At 56.0% G+C, this 23,249-nt stretch carries 18 protein-coding genes; 13 read left to right on the top strand and 5 right to left on the bottom strand.

What is annotated here, in order from left to right; translation table 11 throughout:
* The first annotated feature begins 29 nt into the window (after positions 1-29).
* From FEF65_RS04710 to FEF65_RS04685, 6 genes are all read left to right on the top strand, one after another.
* Positions 30-1,160, top strand: a complete 1,131-nt coding sequence (locus FEF65_RS04710; RefSeq protein WP_138238632.1) for an efflux RND transporter periplasmic adaptor subunit — start codon at positions 30-32, stop codon at positions 1,158-1,160.
* A 2-nt stretch (positions 1,161-1,162) separates the two neighbouring features.
* Entirely contained in the window at positions 1,163-4,249 is a 3,087-nt protein-coding gene (locus FEF65_RS04705) for an efflux RND transporter permease subunit (protein WP_138238631.1), read from the top strand.
* 166 nt (positions 4,250-4,415) lie between these two features.
* Positions 4,416-5,276, top strand: a complete 861-nt coding sequence (locus FEF65_RS04700) for a hypothetical protein (protein ID WP_138238630.1) — start codon at positions 4,416-4,418, stop codon at positions 5,274-5,276.
* A gap of 170 nt (positions 5,277-5,446) precedes the next feature.
* The gene (locus FEF65_RS04695) at positions 5,447-5,770 is read left to right on the top strand and encodes a hypothetical protein (protein WP_161595177.1); all 324 of its coding nucleotides are present in this window, start codon (positions 5,447-5,449) and stop codon (positions 5,768-5,770) included.
* Positions 5,771-5,815: 45 nt separating this feature from the next.
* Positions 5,816-6,535 (top strand): pirin family protein, encoded by a 720-nt coding sequence (locus FEF65_RS04690; protein ID WP_138238628.1) that lies wholly within the window; start codon positions 5,816-5,818, stop codon positions 6,533-6,535.
* Positions 6,536-6,540: 5 nt separating this feature from the next.
* Positions 6,541-7,215: a CDGSH iron-sulfur domain-containing protein gene (locus FEF65_RS04685; RefSeq protein ID WP_138238627.1), complete on the top strand. Its 675-nt coding sequence runs from the start codon at positions 6,541-6,543 to the stop codon at positions 7,213-7,215.
* Positions 7,216-7,269: 54 nt separating this feature from the next.
* On the opposite strand, the gene FEF65_RS04680 is transcribed toward FEF65_RS04685, so the two are convergent.
* On the bottom strand, positions 7,270-7,467 hold the full coding sequence (locus FEF65_RS04680) for a hypothetical protein (RefSeq protein ID WP_138238626.1): 198 nt from the start codon (positions 7,465-7,467) through the stop codon (positions 7,270-7,272).
* Positions 7,468-7,873: 406 nt separating this feature from the next.
* On the opposite strand from FEF65_RS04680, the gene FEF65_RS04675 reads away from it, so the two are divergent.
* Positions 7,874-13,873, top strand: coding sequence for a POTRA domain-containing protein (locus FEF65_RS04675; protein ID WP_138238625.1), 6,000 nt, complete (start codon positions 7,874-7,876; stop codon positions 13,871-13,873).
* 52 nt (positions 13,874-13,925) lie between these two features.
* Here the strand turns inward: FEF65_RS04675 and FEF65_RS04670 are convergent, their stop codons facing one another.
* Positions 13,926-14,123 carry a hypothetical protein gene (locus FEF65_RS04670; RefSeq protein ID WP_138238690.1) on the bottom strand — a complete coding sequence of 66 codons (198 nt, stop codon included), beginning with the start codon at positions 14,121-14,123 and terminating at the stop codon, positions 13,926-13,928.
* Between the two features lie 196 nt (positions 14,124-14,319).
* Between FEF65_RS04670 and FEF65_RS04665 the strand changes: the two genes are divergently transcribed.
* Positions 14,320-14,958 (top strand): CDGSH iron-sulfur domain-containing protein, encoded by a 639-nt coding sequence (locus FEF65_RS04665; RefSeq protein WP_138238624.1) that lies wholly within the window; start codon positions 14,320-14,322, stop codon positions 14,956-14,958.
* 94 nt (positions 14,959-15,052) lie between these two features.
* On the opposite strand, the gene FEF65_RS04660 is transcribed toward FEF65_RS04665, so the two are convergent.
* Positions 15,053-17,158 carry a hybrid sensor histidine kinase/response regulator gene (locus FEF65_RS04660; protein ID WP_138238623.1) on the bottom strand — a complete coding sequence of 702 codons (2,106 nt, stop codon included), beginning with the start codon at positions 17,156-17,158 and terminating at the stop codon, positions 15,053-15,055.
* Positions 17,159-17,527: 369 nt separating this feature from the next.
* Between FEF65_RS04660 and FEF65_RS04655 the strand changes: the two genes are divergently transcribed.
* Genes FEF65_RS04655 through FEF65_RS04635 form a run of 5 tightly spaced genes read left to right on the top strand, consistent with a single transcriptional unit; the run spans position 17,528 to position 21,029 of the window.
* Positions 17,528-17,752, top strand: a complete 225-nt coding sequence (locus FEF65_RS04655; RefSeq protein ID WP_138238622.1) for an FmdB family zinc ribbon protein — start codon at positions 17,528-17,530, stop codon at positions 17,750-17,752.
* Between the two features lie 4 nt (positions 17,753-17,756).
* The gene (locus tag FEF65_RS04650) at positions 17,757-18,191 is read left to right on the top strand and encodes a group I truncated hemoglobin (RefSeq protein ID WP_138238621.1); all 435 of its coding nucleotides are present in this window, start codon (positions 17,757-17,759) and stop codon (positions 18,189-18,191) included.
* Between the two features lie 2 nt (positions 18,192-18,193).
* Positions 18,194-18,784 carry a nucleoside deaminase gene (locus tag FEF65_RS04645; RefSeq protein WP_138238620.1) on the top strand — a complete coding sequence of 197 codons (591 nt, stop codon included), beginning with the start codon at positions 18,194-18,196 and terminating at the stop codon, positions 18,782-18,784.
* Entirely contained in the window at positions 18,781-19,821 is a 1,041-nt protein-coding gene (locus FEF65_RS04640) for an NADP(H)-dependent aldo-keto reductase (protein ID WP_138238619.1), read from the top strand. Before FEF65_RS04645 ends, FEF65_RS04640 begins: the two co-directional genes overlap by 4 nt.
* A gap of 59 nt (positions 19,822-19,880) precedes the next feature.
* Positions 19,881-21,029, top strand: coding sequence for an MlaA family lipoprotein (locus FEF65_RS04635; RefSeq protein ID WP_138238618.1), 1,149 nt, complete (start codon positions 19,881-19,883; stop codon positions 21,027-21,029).
* 39 nt (positions 21,030-21,068) lie between these two features.
* On the opposite strand, the gene aroC is transcribed toward FEF65_RS04635, so the two are convergent.
* Both aroC and FEF65_RS04625 read right to left on the bottom strand, forming a co-directional pair.
* On the bottom strand, positions 21,069-22,130 hold the full coding sequence (aroC, locus tag FEF65_RS04630) for a chorismate synthase (RefSeq protein WP_138238617.1): 1,062 nt from the start codon (positions 22,128-22,130) through the stop codon (positions 21,069-21,071).
* 3 nt (positions 22,131-22,133) lie between these two features.
* Positions 22,134-22,919, bottom strand: a complete 786-nt coding sequence (locus FEF65_RS04625; protein ID WP_138238616.1) for an enoyl-ACP reductase FabI — start codon at positions 22,917-22,919, stop codon at positions 22,134-22,136.
* Positions 22,920-23,249: the final 330 nt, after the last annotated feature.

Genomic DNA, 23,249 nt, shown 5'->3' with positions numbered 1-23,249 from the left:
GTCCGCAAAGGTAAACGGAGATATACGCAATGATAAAACGAATGATCATTATGCTTGTTGCGACAGGCATTATTTTCGGTGGCATATTCGGATACAAGGCTTACAGCGGCATGATGATGGGCAAGATGATGGCATCTCGCGGCATCCCGCTGCAGACGGTATCGACCATCACCGCCGGCTATCAGCCATGGCAACCATCGCTCAAGGCTGTTGGGACTGTCACCGCCATGCGCGGCGCCGACCTCAGCCCGGAGATTGCCGGTATCGTCTCGGCCATCCATTTCAATCAGGGCGAAGAGGTGAAAGCCGGCGATCTGTTGCTTGAACTCGATGCCGGCAGTGATCTTGCCCGCCTGCACTCACTGGCGGCGGCAGCGGCACTGGCCAAAACCACCTTCCAGCGCGATCAGGCACAGCTGAAGGTCCACGCCATCAGCCAGCAGCAGCTGGATACGGATGAGGCAAACCTGAAACAGGCACTTGCCAATGTGGCCGAACAGCAGGCTCAGGTCGACCGTAAAATGATCCGGGCCCCCTTTGACGGCAAGCTTGGTATCCGCAAGGTTGATCTCGGCCAATATCTGAGCGCAGGTACCGTCATCGTCACCCTGCAGTCTCTGGACCCGATCTATCTCGATTTCCGCCTGCCACAGCAGGCGCTCGCCTCCATTGAGGTGGGCCAGAAGGTACTGGCGACCACCGATGCATGGCCGGAACAGACCTTTCCCGGCACGATCGAGGTCATTGAGCCCCAGATCGACCCTCTTACCCGTAACGTCACCGTCCGCGCCCGCCTTGATAACCGGGAAAAACGACTGCTGCCCGGTATGTACGCCAGTGTGAATATCAATACAGCAGCACCTCAGCAGCTGATCACCCTGCCGCAAAGCAGTATCGCCTATAACCCGTATGGCAATCTTGTCTTTGTGGTCGAGCAGGGGGCCAGCGACAAACAGGGTAAACCGATGCTGATTGCCAAGCAGATATTCGTCACCACCGGCAATACGCGCGGCGATCAGGTCGCCATCCTCAACGGGGTGAAAGAGGGTGATCAGGTGGTCACCGCCGGACAGATCAAGCTGCGCAACGGTTCGCCTGTTGCCATCAACAACAGCATTCAACCGGCCAACTCACCGGATCCGAAGGTCAGTGAAAAATAGCCATGAAATTTACCGATTTTTTCATACGCCGGCCGGTGATGGCCACCGTCATCAGCATGATGCTGTTGCTGCTGGGCCTGCGTTCACTGACCACATTGCCTGTACTGGAGTTTCCACGCACTGAAAATGCCACGATCACCGTCAGCACCACCTATTACGGTGCCGATCCGGCCCTGGTCGCAGGCTTTATTACCACACCGCTTGAAAATGCCATCGCCCAGGCAACCGGCATTGATTATATGACATCGACGAGCACGACCAGCAACAGCTCCATTGATGCCAACCTGAAGCTGAACTACGACTCCAACAAGGCCATGACAGAAATCAGCGCCAAGATCAGTTCTGTGCTGAATCAGCTGCCACCGGAGTCGCAACGCCCGGTCATCACGGTGAAAATCGGCCAGACCATTGATGCGATGTATATCGGCTTTTCCAGCTCTGTCGTCTCCCCGAACAGCATTACCGACTATCTGGTTCGCGTCGTTCAGCCACGCTTGCAATCGGTCGACGGTGTACAGACTGCCGAATTGCTGGGGGCCAAGCAGTTCGCCCTGCGCGCCTGGCTGGACCCGGAAAAACTGGCCTCCTACGGCCTGACCGCCGCTGATATCCGCACAGCCCTGAGCAATAATGATTATCTCTCCGGCCTTGGTAACACCAAAGGCCAGATGGTTCAGATCAACCTGACCGCTTCAACCAGCCTGCACTCGGTCGAAGAGTTCCGCAAACTGATCGTCAAACAGAGCAACGGTGCCATTGTCCGCCTTGAAGATGTCGCCAATGTCACCCTGGGCTCGGAAAACTACGATTCGCAGGTTGCCTTTGATGGCAACAAGGCGGTTTATATCGGCATTCAGGTGGCACCTACGGCCAACCTGCTCAACGTCATTCAGGGTGTGCGCGATGTATTCCCCGGCATTCAGGCCCAGCTGCCTGACGGGATTCAGGGTAAAATCGTTTACGACTCCACCAAGTTCGTCAACAGTGCTATCAGCGAAGTGACACATACACTCTTTGAAGCACTGCTGGTCATTACGTTCGTGGTTTTCATCTTCCTCGGCTCTCCCCGCTCGGTGCTGATACCGGTGATCGCCATTCCGCTGTCGCTGATCGGCACTTTTCTGATGATGCTGATGTTCGGATTTTCGGTCAACCTGCTGACATTGCTGGCGCTGGTTCTGGCCATTGGACTGGTAGTCGATGACGCCATCATCGTCGTGGAAAATGTGAACCGCCATCTTGAAGAGGGACTGAAACCGACAGCCGCAGCCATTCTTGCCGCCCGCGAGCTGGCCGGGCCGATTATCGCCATGACCATCGTTCTGATTTCGGTCTATGTACCCATCGGCTTCCAGGGGGGCCTGACCGGTGCGCTGTTTGCCGAATTTGCCTTCACTCTGGTCGGTGCCGTCACCATGTCGGCCATTATCGCCCTGACCCTCTCCCCGGTCATGTGCGCCAAGCTGTTCAAGGCACATACAGGCGACCGCAGTGGTCTTGAGGCACGCCTTGTCGACAATATCGACAACCGCCTGGAGATTCTGCGCCGGATCTATACCCGCCTGCTGCACGGCACCCTGAGCTACCTGCCGGTGACCACCGTGTTCGCGGCGCTGGTGCTGATCAGCATCTATTTTCTTTACAACACATCCAAGCAGGAGCTCGCTCCGCAAGAGGATCAGGGCGTCATCATCTCCTCCTCCAACGCGGCTCCCAACTCCACCCTCCAGCAGCGCAATCTCTATTCAAACGAGATTTACAAGATTTTCGCCGCCCATCCGGAAACAGATCATGTCTTTCAGCTTGATATGCCCGGCCGCATTATCTCGGGCATGGTATTCAAGCCATGGGATGAGCGTGAAAAAACGCCTTCCGACCTGCAGCCGGTGGTACAACAGGAGCTTGGCCAGATTGCAGGCCTGCGTACGGTCGCCTTCCAGCGCCCATCGCTGCCCGGCAGCTTCGGACTGCCCATCCAGTTTGTCATCGGCACCACCGACTCTTTCGATCGCCTGCATGAGGTATCGCAAGGATTCATGCAGGATGCCCTCAAGAGTGGCATGTTCGCATTTCTGGATGACAACCTGAAAATCGACCAGACCCAGGCCACCGTTGAAATCGACCGTGACAAGGCCGCCCAGCTGGGCATCTCGATGAAGGATGTCGGTGATGCTCTCTCCTCCATGCTCGGCGGTGGCTACGTGAACTATTTCAGCCTTGCCGGCCGCTCCTACAAGGTCATTCCGCAGGTTGAACAGGGCGAGCGACTGAATACCGATCAGCTGCTTAACTATTATCTGCGTACAGCCAATGGCACCGCAGTACCGCTATCCACCATCGCCCACATATCGACGGCGACCGTGCCGGAAACGCTGAACCATTTTCAACAGCTGAACGCCACCACGGTGCAGGGGGTCATGCTGCCCGGCGTCACCATGGGCGACGCCCTTGCCTTTCTTAAAGGGCTGGCGGACAGCACCCTGCCCCAGGGCTACTCGATCGATTATGCCGGCCAGTCTCGTCAGTTCATGAAGGAGTCCAACGGCTTCATGCTCACCTTCGCCTTTGCGCTGGTTATCATCTTCCTCGCTCTTGCGGCCCAGTTTGAAAGCTTCCGTGACCCGCTGATCATTCTGGTATCGGTACCGATGTCGATTGCCGGCGCCCTGATTTTCATCAGCCTCGGGATCGGTGGCGCAACCATGAATATCTACACCCAGGTGGGACTGGTGACGCTGATGGGACTGATCAGTAAACACGGCATTCTTATCGTCGAGTTTGCCAACAATCAGCAGCGCATGGGTAAATCCAAGCGGGAAGCCATTGAGATTGCGGCCGGTATCCGACTGCGCCCGATCCTGATGACCACAGCAGCCATGGTGCTCGGTGTGCTGCCTCTGCTCATCGCCTCCGGTGCCGGCGCTGCGGCACGCTTCAATCTCGGTCTGGTCATCTCAAGCGGTATTGCCATCGGCACCCTCTTCACCCTGTTTGTCGTACCGGCCGTCTATATGCTGATTGCGGCTGACCATGCCGAGGATCGCAAGAAAAATCCGGACGAGGATTTGCCTGAAACAGTGGTCTCATAAGCAGGGAAATCGCCTGTTCAGCCCCTTGCTGACAACCGTGGGCGGGCGTTTTTGATTTGAGGTGTCATCGCGCCTATAATCAGAACGCTCGCCCGCTGTTGTTTCTGCCCGCTTGCGGCAAATAACCGCAGGCCAAAAGGCCTGAGCCGCCTTTCAGGGAGGCCCCATGTCGACCCCGTTACGTACAGTGATCATACTGGCCCTGATGCTGCTCTCCGCTACGGCTTCGGTGATTGCCGCCCCCTCGTTCGAAATTATCGCGCCGGATAAAGAGATTGAGAAATCGCACACCTTTCAACTGCTTGTCAAAGTAACCACCGATGCAAAGCTGAGTGCAATGAGCATTGCCCCGATCTATCCGCAAGGATTTTGCATGGAGGTCGTACTTATTCCCGGAGTCACCGCAACCGAACATGCAAAACCGGAGCGCCTGAGCGCCGATACAACGGCAACACATCCGGTCGCAGAGTGCACCGGCATCCGGGATATCGCACATGTTGCCGTACTGGATAAAAACAGCATGATCATCCCGTTTACCGTCTATCCGCCCGACAGCAACGGCATGCCGGAAACCGGTGATAAACGTTCATATTATTCAACACGGGATAAGAAAACATTTGCCTTCAACTATGCCTATCGCATCGAACATGACGATGGCAGCAGCACAGACGGACACGCCAGTCAGGAGATCCGGCTGCGCTATACCACCACCATCGGCTATTACCTTCTCGCCGGCCTGTTCGGTGTTTTTCTCGGCTATACCGTCAAAGTGACGACCCGTGACAGGCAGGAGATTGGCGCTGCCATGACAGAGGTTCGCGGGTTCTTCCCCCGACTCCGCCGCTTTGCCGGCCTGTTACTGATTGAGCGACTACCGATGCTGTTAACGCTGCTGGTGATCGGTTTTGCAGTTCTGATATCGATGGCCCAGGAGAGCCTTCCGGTTGCCAGCTGGCATCAGGCTGTCGCGCTGGGCATCGGTTTAGGCATACTGGGCGATGAGAAGCTGATTGCAGCGATCAAATAAGGGACACATACGCCTGTTTTCGCTTTCGAGGTTGGCATCCGCCGATGCAGGGCGGCAGTATTTGTGTGCTCTGGCCTGTTTGCAGAGTATGCTGCTGTCAGGCGGATGAGAATCCATGGTTGAGGGGGAATGATTTGAAAGGTTCAGAGTTGGTTTCAATCATATGGCTGGTGTTATTTGTCATCTTTGCCATCGTGGTCAATCGCTATGCCGATCGCAAAAACAATAAAAACTGGATGGAGCGCATGGAGGCATTCATCTTCTCGGTGATTGTTTTCGTCACCGTTGCCGGCGCCATGGCACCGCAATACTTCTCCATGGTTCTCGACATCCGCTGGTACAGTGGTTCCATGATCAATAAAACGGTATTCGTTCTCAGTATGCTGACAGCCTGGGCCATTTTCGCCTGGGGCGTGGAGTGGTTTGCCTGGCTAACCGCCGCATCACTGGTCTTCGGTGCAATCGCCTGGGTCATTACCCACATGATTATGTAGCCACATGCCGATCCATGAGAGCAAGAGTTAACCTGAGGAGCTGATATGATCACTGTAAAACAGGCAGTACGTGTTCCCGAAGGTGATGGCGTCACCGTGAAAAGAGTGATGCCACTGGCCGGGATGAGAAACTTTGATCCGTTCGTCCTGTGGGATGATTTTGATATTACCGGCGGTGGCTTTCCCGCCCACCCGCATCGCGGTTTTGAAGCGATCACCTACCTGTTTGCGGGCGGCATGCGCCATGCCGACAATCTGGGCAACAGCGGCACCATCCATGCCGGCGGAGCCCAGTGCTTCACGGCAGGCTCCGGCATTGTGCACTCCGAATTCCCTGAAGGGCGGGCGCACGGTATTCAGCTCTGGATCAACCTCCCCCGCCAGTTAAAAGGGATTCCGCCAGCCTATCAGCAGGTTGAAGCGGAGGAGATTCCCGAAACGCATGATGCAGGCGTCACCATTCGCACCATTGCAGGTGAAGGAGGAGCGATCTCCCTGCATACCGGCGTCGACTACCTTGAAATTCGCATCGGTGCAGGGCAGCGGTTTGAGCGTACGATTGCGGAATCCTTCCGTGGTTTTATCTATATGGTTGAGGGCGAGGCTTTGCTCAACGATGACGTTGCCCTGCATAGTGGTGATGCCGCATTCATCGAGGATATGCGGCTTGCAACCATGGCTGCCACAACGGACTGCCGCCTGATGTGGTGTTTCGGCAGCCCGCACCATCAACCGATTATGCAACATGGCCCGTTTGTGGACTGACCATCATGGGACGCATTCACCGTTACGAAGGAAACGAGGTTATTGTCGAATTTGAACCCGGCCGCTGTATCCATACCGGTGACTGTACGCATGGGCTGCCGGAGGTATTCGATACCCGCCGTAGCGGACGCTGGGTTCACCCGGACGGCGCAGCAGCGAGCATGGTTGCACTTACCTGTGCCGCCTGCCCTACCGGAGCCCTGCGCTGTATCCACAAACAGACGGGTGAAATCATGCAACCGGAGCAAACGGGCCATACGGTTCAGGTGATTGCCAATGGCCCGCTCTATGTTCATGCCGACATGGTGGTGAATGGCCAGCATGAGCAGGCGCGGCGGGCGGCCTTCTGCCGCTGTGGCCAATCCCGCCTGATGCCATGGTGCGACAACAGCCACCGTCAGAGTCACTTTACCGATGCCGGCGTTGTCAGCCAGCCCTCCACTGAGACGACTCAGGCTGAAGCGCGCGGGCCGCTGCAAATTCACAGTATCCCCAACGGACCTCTGCTGATCGACGGGCCATTCACCCTGATCGGTGCAGATCAGAGCAGCGGCTGCAAATTAAACAACGCGGCCTTTTGCCGCTGCGGTGCATCAGGGGCCAAGCCTTATTGCGATGGCTCGCACCTGAGCACTGAGTTCGAGCCATCCTCGCCGGCAACCGGAACGAAGGACGACTGACGCTTTGGAAGCACTGACTCACTGGCAGGATGCCAGTAAGTCAGCTACGACCGGTCAGGCCGCAGCCTGCAGCTGCCGGGTCATCAGAGTCAGATTGCCCATATCCACAATCTGGCCGTGACGATCATCCGAACGCTTGAGAAAAAAGCTTCTGCCGCCACGATACTCAAGCTCGGTTGCGCTGCGGGCTTCAATGCCGGCGCTCTTTTCAACTGCATCCAGATAGTTACTGATTGTCTGATGAATCGCCATATATAGGTCTCCATGTAGCCTGAATTTTGCCGCGCAGGCTGCAAAAGCAGCGTGACAGCAGCATGACAAGGGTTGCCCTGCCCTGATGCGCGAATAATGGCGCCACCGTCACAGGGCCGAAGTGACCATCGTCACATCCGATGCAATCAAAACATCAGCCTGCGATCTGCATGGTGAAAAAGCATCCGTTGGCACAGAGGCCAGACGCCGGGCGAAGGCAATCACGCCATGCTGCAGACATGGCTTTTACACTGCGGAACTCTGTGCTTTGCGGTCAAAACGATTAAATCACGGACTCTTTTCATTCGCTTGCCCTGGCGACGCATGGCCGCTTCATTGCCTTGGCACTCTTTATGCGATAATAATCAGCAAATTATTTCCCGGACGTTACCGACATGACAGAGACATGCGACTAAACAGACTTTCATTCACCCTGATCGGCATGATGTTACTGCTACCGGTATCTTCCAGGGCAGGCGATGCCGACTCCCCCGCCTGGCTGAATAACGGCTGGGCGCTGATAGAGCAGCACCGCTATGAAGAAGCGATCCAGGCATGGCAACGTGGCGTCAATAAACTGCCCGATCACCGCCTGCTCGGCTCACTCGGACTATTCTCCGAGTTTTCCAATGCACTTGAAATGTTGCAGCTCGGTGGCAAGGAAGAGCAACTGTTTATCCTGCATGATCCACAGAATGATCACGCCTTTGTCGTGTTGACCGCTCAGTATGTCAATGAAGATATCGACCTCCGCCAAACCCAGATGGCAGCGCTGAAACAAAAGACAGCCATACGCGGCAGATTGCTGGCAAATAGTGCCAGTAAATTTAAAACACCCATCGGGCACCGGCATATCCCGATCGAAACAGAAGCTGATTCCACCTCCGTAAAACAACCAGCCATTCAACCCCAGCCCGACGATTTCTCCACACTAAACATGCAGGCCACCTCGGAAGCCGCAGCCATCAGGGCAGCAGCTCAGAAAGAGGCAGAGGCCATGAAACGCTCCGCTCTGGCAGAGGCTCAGACCCTGCGAAAACAATCGGAGCAACAATTTAATACCGAAGTGGACAGCCTGAGAAAAAAGGCTGACGCAGAAGCAGCCGCCCTGAAGGCCGTGGCTCAAAAAGAGGCGGAGTTAATCCGAAAGAAGGCCGAGGCTGAGGCCGCTCTCAGGCTTGAGGAAAGCCGCAGAGCCAGCCATGAAGCCACAACACTCAAGGCTCAGGCACAGAAAGAGGCCGAGGCGATCAAACAATCCGCCAGGGTAGAGGCTGATGCGCTGCGCAGTAAAACCGGACAACAATTAAATGCTGAAGCCATGGCCATGAAGAACAAGGCCATTTCAGAAGCAGAGGCCATCACCGCTCAGGCACAGAAAGAGGCCGATGCGATCAAACAAAAAGCTGAAGCAGAAGCCCTTCAAAAACGGAATGACGCCAACAAGAGCAGTGAGGCGGCCACAAAAAGTGCCGGGCAGACAAAGGCCGAAGCCGCAGCGATAAAGGCCCGGGCGCAGCAAGAAGCTGATGCAATCAAACAAAAGGCTGAAGCTGAGGCGGCACTAAAACTGACCGAGGTTAACAAGGCCAATGAGTCCGCCGCAAAAGCAGCCACTCTGGCAACCGGTGAGATCGCGGCGCTTAAAGCGCAGGCCCGGAAAGAGGCTGATGCCATCAGAAAAAAGGCCGAAGCGGAGGCGGCCCTCAGTCTCGCTGCCAGTAAAAAGGTCAGCGATGAGGCCATACAGGCCGCAGCCACGCTCAAGGCGCAAGCTCAGAAAGAAGCCGATACCATCAAACAATCGGCCAGGGCAGAGGCAGATGCGTTGCGCAACACAACCGGAAAGCAGTTGAGTGCCGATACCGTTGCCCTGAAAAACAAAGCCGTTTCAGAAGCCGCAATGATCAAAGCCACAGCCCAAAAAGAGGCCGATGCCATCCGGCAAAAGGCTGAAGCGGAGGCCGCACTCAAACGCGCTGAACTCAACAAGGCCAGTGATATCGCAGCAGAGAAGCGTATCGAGCAGGCAAATGCCGAGGCGGCCACACTTAAGGCGCAGGCGCAGAAAGAGGCAGACGCCATCCGACAAAAGGCCGCAGCCGATGCCGCCCTGACGCTGGCGGCAAGCAAAAAAGCCAACAATGAGGGCCAACAGGCAGCAGCCACACTCAAGGCACAGGCGCAGAAAGAAGCCGATGCCATCATACAATCGGCCCGGGCAGAGGCGGATGCGTTGCGCAACACAACCGGAAAGCAGTTGAATGCCGATACCGTTGCCCTGAAAAACAAAGCCGTTTCAGAAGCCGCAATGATCAAAGCCACAGCCCAAAAAGAGGCTGATGCCATCACACAAAAGGCTGCGGCGGATGCCGCCCGGACGCTGGCAGCAAGCCAAAAAGCCAACAATGAAGACCAACAGGCAGCAGCCACACTCAAGGCACAGGCGCAGAAAGAAGCCGATGCCATCATACAATCGGCCCGGGCAGAGGCGGATACGTTGCGCAACACAACCGGAAAGCAGTTGAATGCCGATACCGTTGCCCTGAAAAACAAAGCCGTTTCAGAAGCCGCAATGATCAAAGCCACAGCCCAAAAAGAGGCTGATGCCATCAGACAAAAAGCTGCAGCTGACGCCGCACTGACACTGGCGGCCAGCAAACAGGCCGGCGATGAGGCTGAGAAGACGACAGCTGCTCTCAGGGCTCAGGCACAAAGGGAAGCCGAAGTCATCCGGCAAAAGGCTGAAGCTGAGGCAACACTCAAACTGGCAGGGATAAACAAAAGCAATGATGCCGCTATAAAATCAGCTGAGCAGGCAAAAGCAGAGGCTGACGCAATCAGACAAAAGGCTGCAGCGGATGCCGCACTCACACTGGCGGCCAGCAAACAGGCCGGCGATGAGGCTGAGAAGGAAGCAGCTGCTCTCAGGGCTCAGGCACAAAGGGAAGCCGAAGTCATCCGGCAAAAGACTGAAGCCGAGGCGACATTAAAACTGGCCGAAATCAACAAGGCCCGTGATACAGCGGCAAAGAGTATCGAGCAGGCGAAGGCCGAAACGGATGCACTTAAGGCGCAGGCGCTGAAAGAGGCTGACGCAATCAGGCAAAAAGCCGAGACGGATGCCGCCCTGACACTGGCAGCCAGCCAAAAAGCCAGCGATGAGGCTCAACAGGCCGCAGCCAGCCTCAAGGATCAGGCGCAAAAAAAGGCCGATGCAATCATTCAAAAGGCCGATGCTGAGGCGTCCATGAAACGGACAGAGAGCAGTCACATCACCGATGCAGCCAGAAATGAAGCCGCAGCCATCAACACCATGGCACAAAACAACGCGGCTGAACTTAAAGCACAGGCCGTGAAAGAGGCGGATACCATCAAACAGGCTGCACAGGCAGAAGCAGATGCACTGCGTAACAAAACAGAGCAACAGTTTACCTCCGAAGCCGTCGCCCTGAAACATAAGGTCACAGCCGAAATAGAAACCCTGAAGATTCAGGCGAGGAAAGAGGCCGATACCATCACACGAAAGGCTGAGGCGGCCGCAGCCCTCGCACTGGCAGCCAGCAAAAAGGCCAGTGATGAAGCTCAGAGGGACGCCGCCACGCTTAAGGCACAGGCACAGAAAGAGGCCGATGCCATACGGCAAAAAGCTGAAACTGAAGCGGCACTAAAACTGGCCGGAATCAACAAAGCCAATGATACAGCGGCCAGGGGTATCGAGCAGGCAAAGGCCGAAGCAGATGCTCTTAAAGCGCAGGCGCAACAAGAGGCCGATGCCATCACACAGAAGGCCGCGGCGGATGCAGCCATAACACTGGCGGCCAGCAAAAAAGCCAGTGATGAGGCCCGACAGACAGCCGATGCTCTTAAGGCGCAGGCGCAGAAAGAGGCCGAGGCCATCACACAAAAAGCCGCGACGGATGCCGCCCTGACACTGGCCGCAAGCAGGAAAGCGAACGATGAGGCCCAACTGGCAGCCACCACACTCAAGGCTCAGGCACAGAAAGAAGCCGAGGCCATCAAACAATCGGCCCGGGCCGAGGCGGATACACTGCGTCACGCATCAGAACAGCAGCGTGCCGCCACAGCAACTGAGCTGAAGAACAAGGCTATTTCAGAAGCAGAAAGCATCAAAGCCACAGCCCAAAAAGAGGCCGATGCGATCAAGCAAAAAGCCGAGACGGATGCCGCCCTGACACTGGCGGCAAGCAGGAAAGCCAGTGATGAGGCCCGACAGGCAGCCGATGCACTTAAAGCGCAGGCACAGAAAGAGGCCGAGGCCATCACACAAAAGGCCGCGACGGATGCAGCCATGACACTGGCGGCCAGCAAAAAGGCCAGTGATGAAGCTCAGAGGGACGCCGCCACGATTAAGGCACAGGCGCAGAAAGAGGCCGATGCCATCCGGCAAAAAGCTGAAACTGAAGCGGCACTAAAACTGGCCGGAATCAACAAAGCCAATGATACAGCGGCCAGGGGTATCGAGCAGGCAAAGGCCGAAGCAGATGCTCTTAAAGCGCAGGCGCAGAAAGAGGCCGAGGCCATCACACAAAAGGCCGCGACGGATGCAGCCATGACACTGGCGGCCAGCAAAAACGCCAATGATGAGGCCCGACAGGCAGCCGCTGCCCTTAAGGTGCAGGCGCAGAAAGAGGCCGATGCCATCCGGCAAAAAGCTGAAACTGAAGCGGCACTAAAACTGGCCGGGATCAACAAAGCCAATGATACAGCGACCAGGGGTATCGAGCAGGCAAAGGCCGAAGCAGATGCTCTTAAAGCGCAGGCGCAAAAAGAGGCCGATGCCATCACGCAAAAGGCCGAAGCTGAAGCCACACTAAAGCTGGCCGGAATCAGCAAAGCCAATGATGCCGCCATAAAAACAGCCGATCAGGCAAAGGCCGAGGCTGCCGCACTTAAGGCGCAGGCGCAGAAAGAGGCCGAGGCGATCAAACAGGCGGCGCAGACATTTGCTGATGCACTGCGCGCCAAAACCGAAAAGCAGTTGGCCTTGGAAACAGCTGCGCTGAAAAACAAGGCAACCGCAGAAGTAGCAGCCGTCAAAGCGCTGGCTCAAAATCAGGCCGATGCGATCAGGCAAAAGGCCGAAGCGGATGCCGCACTCAAACTGTCGGAGCTCAACAAAGCCAATGATGCCACAGCAAAAGCCTCTGCACAGGCGAAGTCCGAAGCAACGGTCCTGAAGGCGCAAGCGCAGCAGGAAGCGGATGCGATCAGACAAAAGGCCGAAGCTGAGGCTGCACTACAACTGGCAACCAGCAAGAAGGCCAGTGATGAGGCTCAAATAGCGGCCACTGCACTCAGAGCACAGGCACAGAGCGAAGCCGATCACATCAGGCAACAGGCAACGGCCGATGCCTCGGTGATGCTGGCAAGGGCAAAAGAGGAGGCGGCAACCATACGGGAAAAGATCATTGCTGCAGAAAACGCATTGTCCATTGAACTGAAAATGCAGGATGAAGCAAAGTCTTCAACAGCCACACTAAAAGCACAGGCTGAAAAAGAGGCGAACGCGATCAAATTAACTGCCACACAAAAGGCAGAGCAGCTTGCTGAAAGCAGCAGAAAAAATGCCGAGGCTGCCGCTGCAACCATTATTGAGCGCGCAAAAGCGGAAGCTGCGAATATGCAACAGCGCCCCGCTACCCTGGCCAGCACAAGGCAACAGGCGCCTGATCCCGTCATAAAAGCTGAAATCCCTCCCCGCTCTGTCGCTGACTGGATCAGTGATGGCTGGCAGTTCAGTGAGCAGCAGGATTACGAAGGCGCACTGCTCGCATGGCAACAGGGGCTCAACAACATGCCGAATGAGCGACTGCTCGCCACGCTTGGCGCCTTCTCGTTGTTTGAAAATGCGATTGAACAGCTGAACCATATTGGCCGTGATCAGAAGGCATTCATTGTGCTATCGAATATGAACGGCCGGAATATCTATTATGTTCTGTCTGCACGCCAGATCCCCGGCGATAATAATGAACGACAGAAGAAACTGGCCGACCTGAAAAAAGCGGCCGGAATTTCAGGACGCCTGCTGGCCTGTGAAAGCAAAAAGTTCAAATCAAGACCCGCACCGAGCCATCTGCTCGCAGCGTTGCCAAAGAAAATCAGCAGCGCAGTCGCAACTCAGGCCGATGCGGCCAGCGAGCCGTTTACCATCAACCGCATTGAGGTCAGCGGCAACAAACTTCTGCCCACCGACTTCATCCTGATTGGCTTAAGGGAGTATTACGACGGCGAACGAACCCGTGCGGATATGGAGAAAATAAGAAATGACATCATCAGTCTCTACCAGATGTCAGGCTACTCAAGGGTAAGAGTCGATCTGCCGCAACAGGTCAGCGATTCAACCGTGGCCATTCGCATCGACGAAGCGCTCCTCATCCACTGATTGCGGCTTTGCGGAGGCCGTTGCAACACAGCCTCCGTATGCCATCAATGAATCAGATGCTGGCCTGAAGATGCCTGGTCATCAGCTGCAGGTTACCCATATCCACAACATGAGCATGCTTGTCGATGTGACGCTTGATGAAAAAGTTCATGCCACCACGATATTTCACAACAGTCTTGCTACGCGCTTCTGCGCCGAACTTTGCCTCTGTAGCTTCAAGGTATTTATTGATCAATGCTTTGATTGCCATCATGGCCTCCTTGTTTCAACTGAATGGCGGCAATCTGCACAGGTGCCATTAGAGCGTGATTAGCGTTATGTTAGATTTTCCTAATATAACACATAAAATCCTTTAATATTGGCCAATTAAGTGATGTGGATCACAAAATTTCCGTTGCTGTTATATCTATGCTAAGCTGGCGCCTGCACCATCAAAGGAGAGTTTCATGTCAGAGTTGCAGCGTTATGAAGGTCCGGATATCACCATCTTATTCGATACAAAGCGCTGTATTCATGCCGGCAACTGCATCAAAGGACTGCCGGAGGTCTTTCGCGATGACGGCAGCGAGCCATGGATTCTCCCGGCCAATGCCACAGCAGATCAACTTGCGGCCACCTGTGAATCCTGTCCGTCCGGCGCGCTGACCTACCAGCGCAAGGATGGCGGGCCAGAAGAGGCAAAACCATCCATAAACACCATTACTCTGGAAGATAATGGCCCACTGACTGTCCACGGTGATTTTACCGTGAACTGGGAATCAACCGGTGGCTATCGTGCTACCCTGTGCCGATGTGGTGCATCCAAAAACAAGCCATGGTGCGATGGTGCCCATGAAGAGGCAGGCTTCCGGCATTGCTGTGAGCGCCCGGCCCTCGCTGCATCGACATTGCCAACAGGTCTGCCGCTTAACATACAACCATTTGGCAACGGCCCTCTTTTGATCGAAGGGCCATGCGAAATACGCAATGCCGCAGGAGAAGCCGTGATCTGCACAGAGCGTACCGTACTCTGCCGGTGCGGCGCATCAAAAAACAAACCCTTTTGCGATGCCTCACATGCGGCGATCGGCTTCAAGTCGGAATAACTTCACGATCACAGGTGCAGTGCTGAGCTGCACCATGCAGGCGCCTTCATTCAAACAGGCAACAAGGGCGATTTTACGCCTTTGCCTGCAGTGATCAGGCTCCGTCCGGGCGTGCTGCATCCGCAGCCTGTTTCACCACTTCGCGCAATCGCTGCATCGTATAGGGCTTGGTCAGAAAATCATCCGGTTGCACGCTGCTGTCATACAGCACGCTATCGGCATCGTAACCGGACGACATGGCCACATATACATCCGGACGAATATGGCGCAACGCCTGCAGGCAGGCAGCCCCGTCCATCTCAGGCATGGTGACATCGAGTAACACCCAGTCAAACGACGGGTCTCGCTCGAATATTTCCACCGCGTCACGCCCATTGCCGGCGCTCACACATTGCAGGCCGAGCTTTCCGAGCATACGTCCGGCAACATGGATCACGCCGGGATCATCATCCACCAGCAGCACCCTGCCACTATACTGCCGCGACACCTCAACCTCCGGCCGCTTTGCGGTGACCGTCACCCCTTCACACGATGGAAGCCAGACCTGCATGCGAGTCCCTTTGCCGGGCTTACTCTCCACTTGAAGTGCCGCCCCATGCGATTTCAGGATTCCTGCAATCGCACTTAGCCCCAGCCCCCGGCCGGTGAACTTGGTAGAGAAAAATGGATCGAACATGCGCTGAATCGTCTCCTCATCCATGCCGATGCCATTATCCTCAACACTCAGGCAGGTATAGAGGCCCGGTTGCGGTATCGCTCCGGTAAAATGGCAGGAGAGAGGCTCAAGCAGCTGCCGGTGTACAACCGATATGGTCACCTCGCCGCCCCTCCCTTCCGGCATCGATTCCGAGGCATTAATCAGCAAATTCAGCAGCATCTGACTGATTTGACTTTTATCCACATACACAGGGCTTGTTTCCGGCTCAAAGTAGAAGCTCAGTCTGACATCCTTGCCAACAGAGACCTCAAAAAGCGTACGCAGCTCCTCGATCACCTGGCGCAGATACAGACACTCCGGCGCGATATGCCCTTTGCCGGAATAGGTCAGCATCTGCCGACAAAGACCGGCCGCCGCCTGCGCTGCTGTATCCATCGTTTCAATCGACTCCAGCAGTGCCGGGGGGATCCCCTGCTCGAGCCGGGCAAGCTCAATCCCGCCCTGAATCGCCGTTAAAAGATTGTTGAAATCATGGGCGATGCCTCCGGCCATCACACCGAGCGCTTCAAGCCGCTGTGCATGCTGGAGCTGGCGTTCAAGCAGCTGTTGCTCCTCCTGCGCATGCAACTGATCGGTGATATCGATAGCAAAGCCGATCAAACCAACCACACGGCCTGCACCATCGTGCAGCCCGACGCGAATCATATCGAGCGTCCGCATCACACCGTCGGCACAGCGAAACGGCTCACGTGAATAATGCACCGCATGCTGAGCCAGGCAGGCATCATCGAGCTCACGTGCCCTGACCGCCACAGACTCCGGCAACAGATCGGTATAATCGGCAGCCTGACACACCTCTGACTCGCTCAGACCGCACCACTTCACCCACGTCTGGTTGAGAATCCGGATATGGCGATCACCATCCACCATCCATATGCCAATGGGCGAATGATCCAGAATAATCTTCAAACGCTCCTGCTCGTTCGACAACGCCTGATATGAATCACCCAGCTGGCGCTGATGCAGCTCCAGCTGTGATTTATAGATATGAGCAAGCATCCAGTAAAAGCCAACCAGCGCGACCAGGCACAAGAGTTGCGACTCGGAGTAGGCTGTCAGTTGCCACCCCGACCCCTCAATGCCTACCACCACCAGCAGCTCGACGACCAGCATCAACACCCAGTATCGGGCCGTCCGGGCGGGTTGCACAAAGTAGGCGACAAACGGATATCCACCGACCCAGTAAATGCCGGTATCATCAATACTTTTCAACAATACCAGTGAGGAAAACAGCACAAAGGCAGCCACCATCAGCACTTGCTCTACCCGGACCAGCGAGCCATCGGCACGGATGTAACGCCATGTCACCAGCGTCAGCAGTGCAAGAGAGGCCTCCACAACCGTTAAAGCCATACAACACCCGCGCATCAGGTGTACAAATACAAATAATATCAGGGCAGCGGCACTGGCCAGGTGGACCAGCGCCATTAACCGGCGCCGGTCACCAAAAACAGAGTCGAACGATTCAGCAGAATGAGGCATGCAGAAGGTATAGAGAGTAACTGACGTACAGGCAACCTAAACCCGCATTGACGGCTACCGGAGATCGCTGCTCGCGATGCCTGTCTGGCATCATGGCACGGTGAATGACCGATTGTACCATGTGGATTGCCCCATAGTGCTCGCCACCGTACGTTGGGCAGACTTTTGCATCCGCATGCGTGACAAAGAGTGATATCCAATCACATAAATAACCACTTATGTCATCCATTTGGATGACTTGCAAAATATTTCCCCTACCCGGGATATCGCTGATTAATCCAGCGATTCCCTCATGACACATAGCGTGAGCGTTTGCTTTCTCATATCGCCCCCTATAAAGTCATGCAATACACCCTTGGAGGAGATCTCATGCCCATTTATGAATTCCGCTGCCGCAGCTGCGAGGTTGTATTTGAAAAGCTGGTCAGGAACAGCAGCCAGCCTGTCACCTGCCGCGACTGTGGCAGTGAAGACCTGCAAAAACTGATTTCGGCCCATGCCATCGGTACCGGCGCTCCGGATACAGCCTGTGGTTCTGCCCCCTGTTCGCCGGCACCTACCTGCGGAGGCGGCGCCTGCCCGGCCTGCTTCTAGGCTGATGAGCAGCAAGCAGTCGCTGTTTGAGCTGGTCGGAGGACGCCCGACACTGGAGCGGGTTCACACCCGTTTCTATGATAAGGTGTATGCCCATCCATGGCTCGGCCAGTTCTTTCAGGGCCATAGCCAGCAGGCCATTGAGCTGCGTCAGACGCAGTTCATGGGCTGGAAAATGGGCGGTGACATCATCTACCCCGGTATGGAGCTCGAACTGGCTCACCGGCGCATGTACATCACCCCTGAACTACTGAAGCTGCGACAGGAGCTGCTGCGCAGCGCACTGGCAGAGGAAGAGATCGAGCCAGCCCTGATCGATCGCTGGCTCAAGATTGATGCCGCCTTCTGGCGTCAGATACAAAATGATTCACTGGCCTCATTCCGGGCCATCGACCTGAAATATGAGCAGCCGCTCGTGATTCCCGACCCGGCAGCATGACCATGAGCACCAGCACCGACATCCGCCTCTACTGGCCCGAATGGCTGCCCGGCTGGCTCTCCGCACATAACGGCTGCTACGCCGATCGTGACCAGCGCATGCAACTGGCCATCGAGCTTGCCCGGCTGAACATTGAATCGTCCACCGGTGGTCCGTTCGGCGCCCTGATTTTCGATATCGACCGCCACACCATCATTGCTGCCGGCATCAATCGCGTCGTTCCCTGCCAGGCATCGATCGCCCATGCTGAAATTATGGCCATCACGGCTGCCCAGCAACAACTCGGCAGCTTCTCACTTGCGGCTCCCGGTGTGCCCCGCTGTGAACTGGTCACCAGTTGTCAGCCATGTGCCATGTGCTTCGGTGCCATTCCCTGGTCGGGTATCCGCCACCTGGCTTGTGGCGCCCGTGATACCGATGCGCTGGCCATCGGCTTTGATGAGGGGCCCCGTCATCCGCAGTGGATCACGGAGCTGGAGAAACGGGGCATCAGCGTTGAAACGGATATCTGCCGGCCACAGGCGGCGGCCGTCCTGCAACAATATGCAAACAGCCATGGCCCCATCTACAATGCAGGAGAAAGCGGCACATGATTTACCGCAAACTTGGCAGCAGCGATCTTGATGTGCCGGCAATCGCCCTTGGCACCATGACCTGGGGCGAGCAGAACAGCCAGCAAGAGGCCTTTGCCCAGATGGATTATGCCCTGGATCAAGGCATCAACTTCTTTGATACCGCCGAGCTTTATGCCATCCCGCCCAGAGCTGAAACCTATGGTCACACCGAGGAGATCATCGGTGCCTGGTTTAAAAAAACAGGTCGCCGCAATGATGTGATCCTGGCCTCGAAGGTATGCGGGCCGACCGGCTGGTGTCCGCACATCCGTGATGGCAAGGCCCGCCTGAACAAAGAGCATATCATCACGGCATGTGAAGCCTCCCTGAAGCGGCTGAATAGCGACCATATCGATCTCTACCAAACCCACTGGCCGGACCGTAACACCAATTTCTTCGGCAAGCCTGGCTACACCCATATGGGGAATGAATCATTCACCCCGATCGAGGAAACGCTGGAGGCCATGCAACGGCTGGTTGAACAGGGCAAGGTACGCCATATCGGCATCTCCAATGAAACGCCATGGGGAGTGATGCAACACCTGCATCTGGCCGAAACGCGCAAGCTGCCTCGCATCACCTCCATCCAGAATCCCTACAGCCTGCTCAACCGCTCATTTGAGATTGGTCTGGCAGAAATTGCATGCCGGGAGCAGACAGGATTACTGGCCTATTCACCGCTCGCATTCGGCGTGCTCTCAGGCAAATATCTGCATGGACAACGACCGGAAGGAGCCCGACTGACTCTGTTTGAACGTTATGGACGCTATTCAGGCCATGAGGCTGAGCTGGCCACCGCCTGTTATGTCGATATTGCTGCAAAACATGGACTCAGCCCGAGCGTCATGGCGCTGGCATTTATACTCCGGCAACCGTTTGTCAGCAGCGTCATCATCGGCGCCACCACCATGGCACAGCTAAAAGAGAATATCTCCAGTCACGATGTCCGGCTCAGCGATGCCTGTATCGCCGACATTGAGCTGGTCCAGAAACGCTACCCGAACCCCGCCCCATGAAAATACCCCCTGTTTTTCTGCTCGTGCAATTCATCATGCGAAGGGCATAATTCGCCGCCATGAAGCGTTCCCTGCCTTTTGTTATCCTGTTAGCCCTGCTCACGGCAGGCTGTGCAACTCCGCAGAATCACTATGACCCGATTGAATCCACCAATCGCGTCACCGACAAAATCAACGATGGTATCGACCGCATATCGCTGAAGCCGGCAGCCCGGGGCTATAATGCCATTGTCCCCAAACCGATGCGTACGGCGGTCTCCAACTTTTTTGATAATACGACCTACCCCAACACCGTCCTGAATGATTTCCTGCAGGGGAAAGGTGGCCAGGGTTTTTCCGATCTCTTCCGCCTGCTCATTAACTCAACCCTGGGCGTTGCCGGCTTTGTCGATGTTGCCACGCCGATGGGCTTTGAACGCCATGAAGAGGATTTCGGCCAAACACTGGCAACATGGGGCGTTGGTCAGGGCGCCTATATCGTTTATCCGCTGCTCGGCCCCAACTCCCTGCGCGACACGCCTGACATGATTACCGAGACCGCCACTGACCCGCTGTTCTGGGCCGGTTTTTTCCTGGCACCGTACGTCACCATTCCGGTGACCGTGGCAAAATATATCGATAAACGTTCCCGCCTGCTGGAGGCGTCGAACATGCGCGATGAGCTGGCACTCGACCCCTATGTCTTTACCCGTGAAGCATGGCGCCAGCACCGTGAATACCTGATTTATGACGGCCACCCGCCCGTCCCCCCGGCAAGCAAGAGCGATGACGGCTGGAGTGAGGTCGACTTCGACAGCGAGGATTCACCCGCGCCCGAAACGAGTCAGCCGAAAACCAGAATCAGCATGGCAAAAACAGCCGAGGCGAGCACTGCAACGACACCGGCCGCAGAACCACATGTAGCAGAAGTCCCCGTCGCCTCACTGACCAACGCGGATGGCGCGGCAAACCCCGAAAATGGCCACAGCTACATCATCAATCTCTCCTCCTATCAAAACGAGGCGGAGGCCGCAGCCAGACAGGGGCAACTCGCCCGACTGGGCATAGAGAGTGAGATATTCACGGTCAAAATCGGGGATATCACATGGTACCGGTTGCGCAACAAAAACAGGGTTAGTGCCGGCGAAGCGGCGCAGGAACTGCAGCGGCTGAAAGAGTTATCCGGCATTCAGGATGCCTGGCTGGAGCTCGACGACAAGCGCAAATAACGATGAGGCCTCTTTGCCCAGAGGCCTCACACGGATGTATCAGAGACGGCTTGCCCGATGCCGCAACAGATGATCGGCCAGCACCAGCGCCAGCTGGGCCTCTGCAATCGGCACCGCACGAATACCCACGCAAGGATCGTGACGTCCCTTGGTGATGATCTCCGTTTCATTGCCATGGATATCGACGGTCGGACGTGACGTCAGAATCGATGAGGTGGGTTTAAGCGCCATGCGCGCCCGCACGGTATCACCGTTGGAGATACCGCCGAGGATGCCGCCGGCATGATTGCTGGTAAAACCGCTGCTGCGCATCGCATCACCGAACTGTGAACCACGCGCCTCCACACAGGCAAAACCATCTCCAATTTCAACAGCCTTGACCGCCGGGATATTCATCAGCGCCTTGGCAATATCCGCATCCAGACGATCGAATACTGGCTCACCCAGCCCCGGAATCATGCCATGGGCTTCCACCGTCACGGCAGCGCCAATGGAGTCACCATCCTTACGCAGGGCATCCATAAACAGGGCCATCCGCGCAGCGGCATCCGCATCCGGGCAAAAGAACGGGTTATTAGTGATTTCAGCCGCAGAAAAGCAGGCCGGATCAGCCTTCACAGGCCCGATCTGATCCACCCAGCCAAGGATGGATATACCGGATTCAGCCAGCAGCTTGCGTGCGATGGCGCCAGCGGCCACACGCATGGCGGTTTCACGTGCGGAGGCACGGCCGCCACCACGGTAATCGCGCAACCCATATTTTTCGAAATAGGTAAAATCGGCATGACCGGGACGGAACTTGTCCTTGATATCGGAGTAGTCCTTGCTGCGCTGATCGGTATTACGAATGAGCAGACCAATCGGGCAACCTGTCGTTACCCCTTCGAAGACACCGGAGAGAATCTCCACCTGATCGTCTTCGCGCCGCTGCGTCGTATATTTCGACTGGCCGGGTTTACGACGATCCAGATCAGGCTGAATATCCGCCTCGCTCAGCTTCAGCCCGGCCGGGCAACCATCCACAATCGCAACCAGTGCCGCACCGTGCGACTCACCGGCTGTTGTAACACGAAATATCTGTCCGCTTGAAGAGCCTGCCATCGCTTACTCCGGCAAACCGGTGTCGCCGGCACCGATATGAAAGCCCGCATCCACATAATGCAACTCACCGGTTACACCGGATGAGAGATCGGAAAGCAGATAAACACAGGTATTGCCCACTTCATCCTGCGTCACATTGCGCTTGAGCATGGCGCCACGGGCACTCTTTTCCATCAGCTTGCGGAAATCGCCAACCGCCGAAGCTGCCAGTGTCCGAATCGGGCCTGCAGAGAGGGAGTTCACACGAATACCATCCGGGCCGAGATCCTGGGCCAGATAACGGGTGGAAGCCTCAAGGGCAGCCTTGGCAACCCCCATCACATTGTAGCCGGGCACAGCACGCTCCGCCCCGAGGTAGCTCATCGTCACCATACTGCCGCCCGCTTTCATCAGCGGCGCCGCACGCCGGGCACAGGCAATAAAGGAGTAGGCTGAAACATCGAGGGCCAGGTGAAAATCCTCACGCGTCGTCGTTGAGAAACGATTCTGCAATGCATCCTTGTTGGCATAGGCAATCGAGTGGACCAGAAAGTCAAACTCGCCCCACTGCTCTTTCACCTGTTCAAAAAAAGCATCAATACTCGCCTCATCCGACACATTCATCGGCGCAATGATTTCCGCATCAAGACTCTCGGCCAGAGGACGAACGCGCTTTTCCATCTGTTCACCAAGGTAATTAAACGCCAGCCGGGCACCTTCGCGACGGGCGGCCTGCGCGACCCCCCAGGCAATCGATTTGTTATTGGCCACGCCAAGAATCAGGCCTTTTTTCCCTTCAAGCATTCCCACCGCGTACTCCCTGTGTTGTGTGACTGGCCGCAAATATTACCAGCGACACCAAAATAGCGCACCTGTAGAGGTATCATTCCCGCCTCATGAGCGGATGATTGAGGTCCCGACAATAACACATGATCTGAACCGGTACAGCAGCCAGCGGTAGCGACAACGATCATCCGGACCGGCAAAGCTGCGACATCAGGCACGACTGATACCCGCAGGAACTTCCGCCGCCGCCCGGCACACCACGGTTTTGGCATAAAACTTGGTTCATGTTCGCCATGGTGACATCCGTTTCACAACAACACGCCGGGGAAGAGGGCTGGTCGGAAAAATGGCAGC

Source organism: Mariprofundus erugo (assembly GCF_005818865.1).
Lineage (GTDB): Bacteria > Pseudomonadota > Zetaproteobacteria > Mariprofundales > Mariprofundaceae > Mariprofundus > Mariprofundus erugo.
This window is presented reverse-complemented; position numbering and strand designations above follow the sequence as displayed.

What these genes read in the sequence shown, in the direction of transcription:
- FEF65_RS04710 (WP_138238632.1), top strand. Translation starts at nt 30, where the DNA reads ATGATAAAACGAATGATCATTATGCTTGTTGCGACAGGCATTATTTTC.
- FEF65_RS04705 (WP_138238631.1), top strand. Translation starts at nt 1,163, where the DNA reads ATGAAATTTACCGATTTTTTCATACGCCGGCCGGTGATGGCCACCGTC.
- FEF65_RS04700 (WP_138238630.1), top strand. Translation starts at nt 4,416, where the DNA reads ATGTCGACCCCGTTACGTACAGTGATCATACTGGCCCTGATGCTGCTC.
- FEF65_RS04690 (WP_138238628.1), top strand. Translation starts at nt 5,816, where the DNA reads ATGATCACTGTAAAACAGGCAGTACGTGTTCCCGAAGGTGATGGCGTC.
- FEF65_RS04685 (WP_138238627.1), top strand. Translation starts at nt 6,541, where the DNA reads ATGGGACGCATTCACCGTTACGAAGGAAACGAGGTTATTGTCGAATTT.
- FEF65_RS04680 (WP_138238626.1), bottom strand. Translation starts at nt 7,467, where the DNA reads ATGGCGATTCATCAGACAATCAGTAACTATCTGGATGCAGTTGAAAAG.
- FEF65_RS04675 (WP_138238625.1), top strand. Translation starts at nt 7,874, where the DNA reads ATGCGACTAAACAGACTTTCATTCACCCTGATCGGCATGATGTTACTG.
- FEF65_RS04670 (WP_138238690.1), bottom strand. Translation starts at nt 14,123, where the DNA reads ATGGCAATCAAAGCATTGATCAATAAATACCTTGAAGCTACAGAGGCA.
- FEF65_RS04665 (WP_138238624.1), top strand. Translation starts at nt 14,320, where the DNA reads ATGTCAGAGTTGCAGCGTTATGAAGGTCCGGATATCACCATCTTATTC.
- FEF65_RS04660 (WP_138238623.1), bottom strand. Translation starts at nt 17,158, where the DNA reads ATGCCTCATTCTGCTGAATCGTTCGACTCTGTTTTTGGTGACCGGCGC.
- FEF65_RS04655 (WP_138238622.1), top strand. Translation starts at nt 17,528, where the DNA reads ATGCCCATTTATGAATTCCGCTGCCGCAGCTGCGAGGTTGTATTTGAA.
- FEF65_RS04650 (WP_138238621.1), top strand. Translation starts at nt 17,757, where the DNA reads ATGAGCAGCAAGCAGTCGCTGTTTGAGCTGGTCGGAGGACGCCCGACA.
- FEF65_RS04645 (WP_138238620.1), top strand. Translation starts at nt 18,194, where the DNA reads ATGAGCACCAGCACCGACATCCGCCTCTACTGGCCCGAATGGCTGCCC.
- FEF65_RS04640 (WP_138238619.1), top strand. Translation starts at nt 18,781, where the DNA reads ATGATTTACCGCAAACTTGGCAGCAGCGATCTTGATGTGCCGGCAATC.
- FEF65_RS04635 (WP_138238618.1), top strand. Translation starts at nt 19,881, where the DNA reads ATGAAGCGTTCCCTGCCTTTTGTTATCCTGTTAGCCCTGCTCACGGCA.
- aroC (WP_138238617.1), bottom strand. Translation starts at nt 22,130, where the DNA reads ATGGCAGGCTCTTCAAGCGGACAGATATTTCGTGTTACAACAGCCGGT.